Annotated in this window: 9 protein-coding genes; 7 read left to right on the top strand and 2 right to left on the bottom strand. The window is 42.2% G+C overall.

Translation table 11 applies throughout. From position 1 onward, the window contains the following. From RYL77_RS02150 to RYL77_RS02140, 3 genes are all read left to right on the top strand, one after another. Positions 1 to 483: cystathionine beta-lyase (locus tag RYL77_RS02150; protein ID WP_315009497.1), on the top strand; the 483-nt coding region annotated here is incomplete at its 5' end. Positions 484 to 497: 14 nt separating this feature from the next. Next, complete coding sequence (rnz, locus tag RYL77_RS02145; protein ID WP_315009495.1) at positions 498 to 1,427, top strand: ribonuclease Z; 930 nt, start codon at positions 498 to 500, stop codon at positions 1,425 to 1,427. Between the two features lie 20 nt (positions 1,428 to 1,447). Beyond that, the gene (locus tag RYL77_RS02140) at positions 1,448 to 2,203 is read left to right on the top strand and encodes an SDR family oxidoreductase (protein WP_315009494.1); all 756 of its coding nucleotides are present in this window, start codon (positions 1,448 to 1,450) and stop codon (positions 2,201 to 2,203) included. 53 nt (positions 2,204 to 2,256) lie between these two features. Here the strand turns inward: RYL77_RS02140 and RYL77_RS02135 are convergent, their stop codons facing one another. Then, positions 2,257 to 3,165 carry a LysR family transcriptional regulator gene (locus RYL77_RS02135; protein WP_001222592.1) on the bottom strand — a complete coding sequence of 303 codons (909 nt, stop codon included), beginning with the start codon at positions 3,163 to 3,165 and terminating at the stop codon, positions 2,257 to 2,259. Between the two features lie 102 nt (positions 3,166 to 3,267). Here RYL77_RS02135 and RYL77_RS02130 point away from each other — a divergent pair, with 102 nt between their 5' ends. From RYL77_RS02130 to RYL77_RS02120, 3 genes are all read left to right on the top strand, one after another. Then, positions 3,268 to 3,498 carry a YqgQ family protein gene (locus RYL77_RS02130; RefSeq protein ID WP_261045974.1) on the top strand — a complete coding sequence of 77 codons (231 nt, stop codon included), beginning with the start codon at positions 3,268 to 3,270 and terminating at the stop codon, positions 3,496 to 3,498. Further along, positions 3,498 to 3,878: a rhodanese-like domain-containing protein gene (locus RYL77_RS02125; RefSeq protein ID WP_000259256.1), complete on the top strand. Its 381-nt coding sequence runs from the start codon at positions 3,498 to 3,500 to the stop codon at positions 3,876 to 3,878. The genes RYL77_RS02130 and RYL77_RS02125 overlap by 1 nt, the downstream gene beginning before the upstream one ends. An 86-nt stretch (positions 3,879 to 3,964) precedes the next feature. After that, positions 3,965 to 4,198, top strand: coding sequence for a DUF4190 domain-containing protein (locus RYL77_RS02120; protein WP_125417894.1), 234 nt, complete (start codon positions 3,965 to 3,967; stop codon positions 4,196 to 4,198). A 39-nt stretch (positions 4,199 to 4,237) separates the two neighbouring features. Here RYL77_RS02120 and RYL77_RS02115 read toward each other — a convergent pair whose 3' ends face one another. Next, positions 4,238 to 4,963, bottom strand: coding sequence for a 16S rRNA pseudouridine(516) synthase (locus tag RYL77_RS02115; RefSeq protein ID WP_315009487.1), 726 nt, complete (start codon positions 4,961 to 4,963; stop codon positions 4,238 to 4,240). 161 nt (positions 4,964 to 5,124) lie between these two features. Here RYL77_RS02115 and typA point away from each other — a divergent pair, with 161 nt between their 5' ends. Further along, entirely contained in the window at positions 5,125 to 6,966 is a 1,842-nt protein-coding gene (gene typA, locus RYL77_RS02110) for a translational GTPase TypA (RefSeq protein WP_000164108.1), read from the top strand.

The following is a 6,966-nucleotide window of genomic DNA, read 5'->3' as shown; positions in this document are numbered from 1 at the left end:
TACTTTGCAGAACTCTACCAGAAAAAAAGTCCTGAGGCTGCGACGGATTATTTTGGAGAAGTCAGTCAGGAACTAAATCTCTACAATGCTGAGCCAAGTTTCACTCTCGAAAACAAACCTTTTATTCGGCTTAATCTGTCTGGTAAATCCTTTGGTTTTTGTTATGAGAGTGAGGGTTTGGGGCGGATTTTCTCTGAAAATAAAGAGGTTATTTCAGAAGACTTGCTCTTTGAAATTGCGCAAATTTTCCCCCATCAGCTAGTCTTTGAAGAGTCTGGAAAGATTTATATGAAGCCTGTCGGAGATGAGGAAGTTGTTAGTGTGGAGAGTCTCACAGCTTTGACTGATTTGGAAAACTTGGCTGATGGTCGCAAACGTCTCAAAGGCTACAGCCAAGAGGATTTATTGCAGGAAGCTGCTGCTTTTTCTGGCAAGTGCTATTTCCGATCGGGAAACCGCACAGCTATGTTATATATTGATTAATTAGAAAGTATCGAATGGATATTCAATTTTTAGGAACGGGGGCTGGTCAGCCCTCTAAAGCCCGCAACGTTTCAAGTCTTGCCCTGAAACTCTTGGACGAGATTAACGAAGTCTGGCTCTTTGACTGTGGAGAAGGTACGCAAAATCGCATTCTGGAAACCACGATTCGACCTCGTAAGGTTAGCAAAATCTTTATCACCCACCTGCATGGAGACCACATCTTTGGCTTACCAGGTTTCCTTTCTAGCCGTGCCTTTCAAGCCAATGAAGAGCAGACAGATTTGGAAATTTATGGACCTCAAGGAATCAAGTCATTTGTCTTAACCAGCCTTCGTGTGTCAGGTTCGCGCCTGCCTTACCGTATTCATTTTCATGAGTTTGACCAAGATTCTTTAGGAAAAATCCTTGAGACCGATAAATTCACGGTGTATGCAGAGGAGCTGGATCATACTATTTTCTGTGTTGGCTATCGTGTTATCCAAAAGGACTTGGAAGGAACGCTGGATGCTGAAAAGCTTAAGGCTGCTGGTGTCCCATTTGGCCCACTTTTTGGGAAAATCAAAAACGGTCAGGATGTTGTTTTGGAAGACGGAACTGAAATCAAGGCAGCTGACTATATCTCGACTCCCCGTCCAGGTAAGATTATCACCATTCTGGGTGACACCCGAAAAACCAATGCCAGTGTGCGTCTGGCTGCCAATGCTGATGTCCTGGTTCATGAGTCCACTTATGGCAAGGGCGATGAAATAATTGCTCGTAATCATGGTCACTCTACTAACATGCAAGCTGCACAAGTAGCGGTAGAAGCAGGTGCTAAACGCCTCTTACTCAACCACATCAGTGCTCGTTTTCTCTCAAAAGATATCAGCAAACTCAAGAAAGACGCTGCTAGTGTCTTTGAAAACGTCCATGTGGTCAAAGACTTGGAAGAGGTGGAAATCTAAAAGACTGAGAAAGGAACAGTATGCCTACTATTCTCATTACTGGAGCTAGCGGTGGTCTAGCCCAAGAAATGGTCAAACTTTTGCCAAATGACCAACTCATCTTGCTTGGTAGAAATAAGGAAAAATTAGTCCAACTCTACGGAAATCATTCTCATGCAGAATTGATTGAAATAGACATTACCGATGACTCAGCTTTAGAATCTCTGGTAACTGATCTCTATCTCTGCTATGGCAAGATTGATGTCTTGATTAACAACGCTGGTTACGGGATTTTTGAGGAATTTGACCAGATTTCTGACCAAGATATTCACCAGATGTTCGAGGTCAATACCTTTGCCCTGATGAATCTGTCTCGTCGCCTTGCGGCTCGAATGAAGGAAAGTCGAAAAGGCCATATCATCAATATTGTTAGCATGGCAGGTTTGATTGCTACTGGCAAGTCTAGTCTCTACTCAGCGACCAAGTTTGCGGCTATTGGTTTTTCAAATGCCTTACGACTCGAACTCATGTCCTACGGTGTCTATGTAACAACGGTCAATCCAGGACCAATCCGCACAGGATTTTTTGACCAAGCCGACCCAGATGGCACCTATCTCAAATCGGTTGACCGCTTCCTGCTAGAGCCAGATGCAGTGGCTAAAAAGATTGTCAAGATTATGGGGAAAAACAAACGAGAACTCAATCTCCCAGTCTTGTTGAACTTGGCCCACAAATTTTATACCCTCTTTCCCAAGCTAGCTGATAAGTTGGCAGGGGAGACTTTTAATTATAAGTAAAAAGAACCAATGTGCAGGTTGTTGCTAGCCTACATATTGGTTCTTATCATTTCTCAACTATCAAACTGGACTTCTTCTAGTAGATAGTCGATAAAGCGTTCGCCCATCTTAGATAGGCTGGTTTTTTCATGCTGGATATAGACCAGCTCAATTGGGTCATCAATATCCAGTGGGATAGAAACGATATTGTCTCCGTTGAGGTTGCTGTTCAAAATCCCTGTCGCAATGGTATAACCATCCAGACCAATCAAGAGATTAAAGAGAGTGGCACGGTCACTAACCACGATGGATTTCTTGTGGTGTTCTTGTGAAAGGATTTCCTCTGAAAAGTAGAAGGAGTTGTGAGTCCCTTGGTCATAGCTGAGGTAAGGGAAGTTTTCCAAATCAGACAGTTTCACCTTGTCTTTCTTTGCCAGAGGGTTGGTCTTGCTGACAAAGATATGGGGTTGGGCTGTGAAAAGATGATGAGCTAGCAGGTGGTTGTCATCCAGCATCTTAGTTAAAACATCACGATTGTAGCTGTTCAAAAATAGGACACCGACCTCACTACGGAAGTTCTTGACGTCGTCGATAATCTCCCAAGTCCGAGTTTCACGAAGGAAGAGCTCGTATTTCTCCATATCACTTTTCTTGAGCAGAGAGACAAATGCATTGACTACAAAGGCATAGTGCTGAGATGAAACGCTAAAGAGTTCGCGGTGGGCGACAGGATTTTTATAGCGTTCCTCCAGAAGCTGGGTCTGCTCGACAACCTGACGGGCATAAGAGAGGAACTCCATGCCATCACGGGTCAAAGTAATACCCTTGGGATTACGGATAAAGATCTCAATGCCCATCTCATTTTCCAAATCTCTCACAGCGTTGGAAAGACTTGGCTGAGTGATAAAGAGTTGTTTAGCTGCCTCATTCATAGAGCCAGTTTCGACGATTTTGATAATATAATGTAATTGTTGAATTCTCATGTTTTTATTGTACCACACTTGCGTCAGAATCGCCAAGGAAGATAGGAAAATCAGGAGCATTGTGTAAGTCTCTTCTTGAAAAAAACTCAAAATTTTGCTAGAATGAGTCTTATGAAAACATTCTATGATGTGCAGCAGTTCCTCAAACAATTTGGTATTATTGTTTACATGGGAAAACGCTTATATGATATTGAACTGATGAAGCTGGAACTCTCTCGGATTTACGATGCAGGGTTAATGGACAAACTAGACTATCTAGAAGCAGAAGCGGTTCTTCGTAGAGAGCACAAGGTGGAATTGGATTATATTGAGAAAAATGGAGAAAAGAACTAATGGTTACTTGGATTTTGTGGGCACTTATACTGGCAATGTTGGCATGGATGGGCTTTAACTATCTTCGTATTCGCCGTGCGGCTAAAATTGTAGACAATGAGGAGTTTGAAGCCTTGATTCGTACGGGTCAATTAATTGATTTGCGTGACCCAGCAGAATTCCACAGAAAACATATCCTTGGGGCCCGCAATATTCCTTCAAGTCAGTTGAAGACTAGTCTTGCAGCCCTTCGTAAAGATAAACCTGTCCTTCTCTACGAAAACCAACGTGCGCAACGTGTGACAAATGCAGCCCTTTACTTGAAAAAACAAGGTTTTTCTGAGATTTATATCCTTTCTTATGGCTTGGATTCTTGGAAAGGGAAAGTGAAGACTAGCTAATCTTATTTCCAAATTAGTCGAATGATAGATAAAGCTAGCATTTTATGGTATCATCATTTATATTAATTTTAAGGAGATTTTATAATATGAATTCACAACAAAAGAAAAAACCTTCACTTATTTTAGGTATCTTATCTATCGTCCTTGGTTTGCTATTTCCAATTGTAGGCCTGATTTTGGGTATCATAGGATTGGTCTTGGCTTTTTCATACCAAAAAGAATCTGGACTAGACTATAAAACAGAAAAAATTCTCAACATTGTAGGACTTGTGGTTTCTGTACTTAACTGGATTGTAGCCGTCGCAGTATTTTTTAGATAAGCAATAAACAAAAAGCTTTAAACATAAAGCTTTTTTCTTTTATCCACTTTTCTCTAAGTGATTTTTAATGATTTTCAATTCCTCTTGGTTTAAGGGACGGTATTGACCTTCTGCTAGTTCTGGGTCTAATATAAACTCACCGAACTGAACTCGTTTGAGGGATGTCACCTTGACACCAACTGAGAGGAACATTTTCTTGATTTGATGAAATTTTCCTTCTGAAATGGTGATAGAGGCTTGACTGAGGGAAGGACTTGCAGATAGAATCTCTAGTCTTGCAGGTTTACAGACAGTACCATCTAAAAAGACAATTCCCTTTTGAAAGGCTTGGATATGGTCAGGTGTCAGAAGTCCATTAACCTCAACTCGATAAGTCTTATCGACATGATATTGGGGATGGAGGAGCTGGAAGCCCAAGGGGCCGTTGTCGGTTAAAAGGAGAAGGCCTGTCGTATCTCGGTCCAGTCGGCCAACGGCATAGAGCTTGTCAGACTGGATGTCAGCTGGAAGCAGGTCCATGACGGTTTGAAGTTTCTTGTCTTTGTTGGCTGTCACGACACCAGCAGGTTTATGAAGCATAAGATAGGTGTGATCATAGCCTTGAATGATTCGGCCCCGAAAGAGGAGCTCCTGTAGTCCTGTATCGATATTTTGGGCTAGGGAGCGGGCTGGGCAACCATCGACGAGAATTTCCCCTTTGAGTAAGGCTTGCTTCATGGCCTTTCGGCTAACTTTTTCTTGGGCTAATAAATTATCTAAACGCATACTGTGCCTATCTTATCATAAGTCTCTTGCTTTGAAAAGGCTTGACGTGAAAAGAAAAACAGAGTGAAAACATTTACACTTGCTTGAGTTATGTTATTTACTTGAAAATATGGTATAATCGTTCAGTTAGAAAATAAATTTTGAATATTATAGAGGAAATCATGACAAAATTAAGAGAAGATATCCGTAACATTGCGATTATCGCCCACGTTGACCACGGTAAAACAACCCTCGTTGACGAATTATTGAAACAATCAGAAACGCTTGATGCACGTACTGAATTGGCAGAGCGTGCTATGGACTCGAACGATATCGAAAAAGAGCGTGGAATTACCATCCTTGCTAAAAATACAGCCGTTGCCTACAATGGAACTCGTATCAACATCATGGACACACCAGGACACGCGGACTTCGGTGGAGAAGTTGAGCGTATCATGAAAATGGTTGACGGTGTTGTCTTGGTCGTAGATGCCTACGAAGGAACAATGCCACAGACTCGTTTCGTATTGAAAAAAGCCTTGGAACAAGACCTTGTCCCAATCGTGGTTGTTAACAAAATCGATAAGCCATCAGCTCGTCCAGCAGAAGTAGTGGACGAAGTCTTAGAACTTTTCATCGAGCTTGGTGCAGATGACGACCAGCTTGATTTCCCAGTGGTGTATGCTTCAGCAATCAACGGAACTTCTTCATTGTCAGATGATCCAGCTGACCAAGAAGCGACTATGGCACCAATCTTTGACACAATTATCGACCATATCCCAGCTCCAGTAGATAACTCAGATGAGCCTTTGCAGTTCCAAGTGTCACTTTTGGACTACAATGACTTCGTTGGACGTATCGGTATTGGTCGTGTCTTCCGTGGTACTGTTAAGGTTGGGGACCAAGTTACCCTTTCTAAACTTGATGGCACAACTAAAAACTTCCGTGTTACAAAACTCTTCGGTTTCTTTGGTTTGGAACGTCGTGAAATCCAAGAAGCTAAAGCAGGTGACTTGATTGCCGTTTCAGGTATGGAAGACATCTTTGTCGGTGAAACCATTACTCCGACAGACGCAATTGAAGCTCTTCCAATCCTACACATCGATGAGCCAACTCTTCAAATGACTTTCTTGGTTAACAACTCACCATTTGCTGGTAAAGAAGGTAAATGGGTAACTTCTCGTAAGGTAGAAGAACGTTTGCAGGCAGAATTGCAAACAGACGTTTCCCTTCGTGTTGACCCAACTGATTCACCAGATAAATGGACAGTTTCAGGACGTGGAGAATTGCACTTGTCAATCCTTATCGAAACAATGCGTCGTGAGGGATATGAACTTCAAGTATCTCGTCCAGAGGTTATCGTAAAAGAAATCGACGGTGTTAAATGCGAACCATTTGAACGTGTTCAAATCGACACTCCAGAAGAATACCAAGGATCTGTTATCCAAAGCCTTTCTGAACGTAAGGGTGAAATGTTGGATATGATTTCAACTGGTAATGGTCAAACTCGTTTGGTCTTCCTTGTTCCAGCGCGTGGTTTGATTGGATACTCAACTGAGTTCTTGTCAATGACTCGTGGTTACGGTATCATGAACCATACCTTCGACCAATACTTGCCATTGATTCCAGGGGAAATTGGTGGTCGTCACCGTGGTGCCCTTGTTTCTATTGATGCTGGTAAGGCTACAACTTACTCAATCATGTCTATCGAAGAACGTGGTACGATCTTTGTCAACCCAGGTACTGAGGTTTATGAAGGAATGATCATCGGTGAAAACTCTCGTGAAAACGACTTGACAGTTAACATCACTAAGGCTAAACAAATGACCAACGTCCGTTCAGCTACTAAGGACCAAACAGCTGTTATCAAGACACCTCGTATCTTGACACTTGAAGAGTCTCTTGAGTTCTTGAACGACGATGAGTACATGGAAGTAACGCCTGAGTCTATCCGTTTGCGTAAACAAATCCTTAACAAGGCAGAGCGTGAGAAAGCTAACAAGAAGAAAAAATCAGCTGAATAA

This window comes from uncultured Streptococcus sp. (assembly GCF_963516515.1).
Classification (GTDB): domain Bacteria; phylum Bacillota; class Bacilli; order Lactobacillales; family Streptococcaceae; genus Streptococcus.
Note: the sequence above shows the minus strand (reverse complement) of the source record. Positions and strands in the feature narration are given on the sequence as shown.

What these genes read in the sequence shown, in the direction of transcription:
- rnz (WP_315009495.1), top strand. Translation starts at nt 498, where the DNA reads ATGGATATTCAATTTTTAGGAACGGGGGCTGGTCAGCCCTCTAAAGCC.
- RYL77_RS02130 (WP_261045974.1), top strand. Translation starts at nt 3,268, where the DNA reads ATGAGTCTTATGAAAACATTCTATGATGTGCAGCAGTTCCTCAAACAA.
- typA (WP_000164108.1), top strand. Translation starts at nt 5,125, where the DNA reads ATGACAAAATTAAGAGAAGATATCCGTAACATTGCGATTATCGCCCAC.
- RYL77_RS02125 (WP_000259256.1), top strand. Translation starts at nt 3,498, where the DNA reads ATGGTTACTTGGATTTTGTGGGCACTTATACTGGCAATGTTGGCATGG.
- RYL77_RS02140 (WP_315009494.1), top strand. Translation starts at nt 1,448, where the DNA reads ATGCCTACTATTCTCATTACTGGAGCTAGCGGTGGTCTAGCCCAAGAA.
- RYL77_RS02115 (WP_315009487.1), bottom strand. Translation starts at nt 4,963, where the DNA reads ATGCGTTTAGATAATTTATTAGCCCAAGAAAAAGTTAGCCGAAAGGCC.
- RYL77_RS02135 (WP_001222592.1), bottom strand. Translation starts at nt 3,165, where the DNA reads ATGAGAATTCAACAATTACATTATATTATCAAAATCGTCGAAACTGGC.
- RYL77_RS02120 (WP_125417894.1), top strand. Translation starts at nt 3,965, where the DNA reads ATGAATTCACAACAAAAGAAAAAACCTTCACTTATTTTAGGTATCTTA.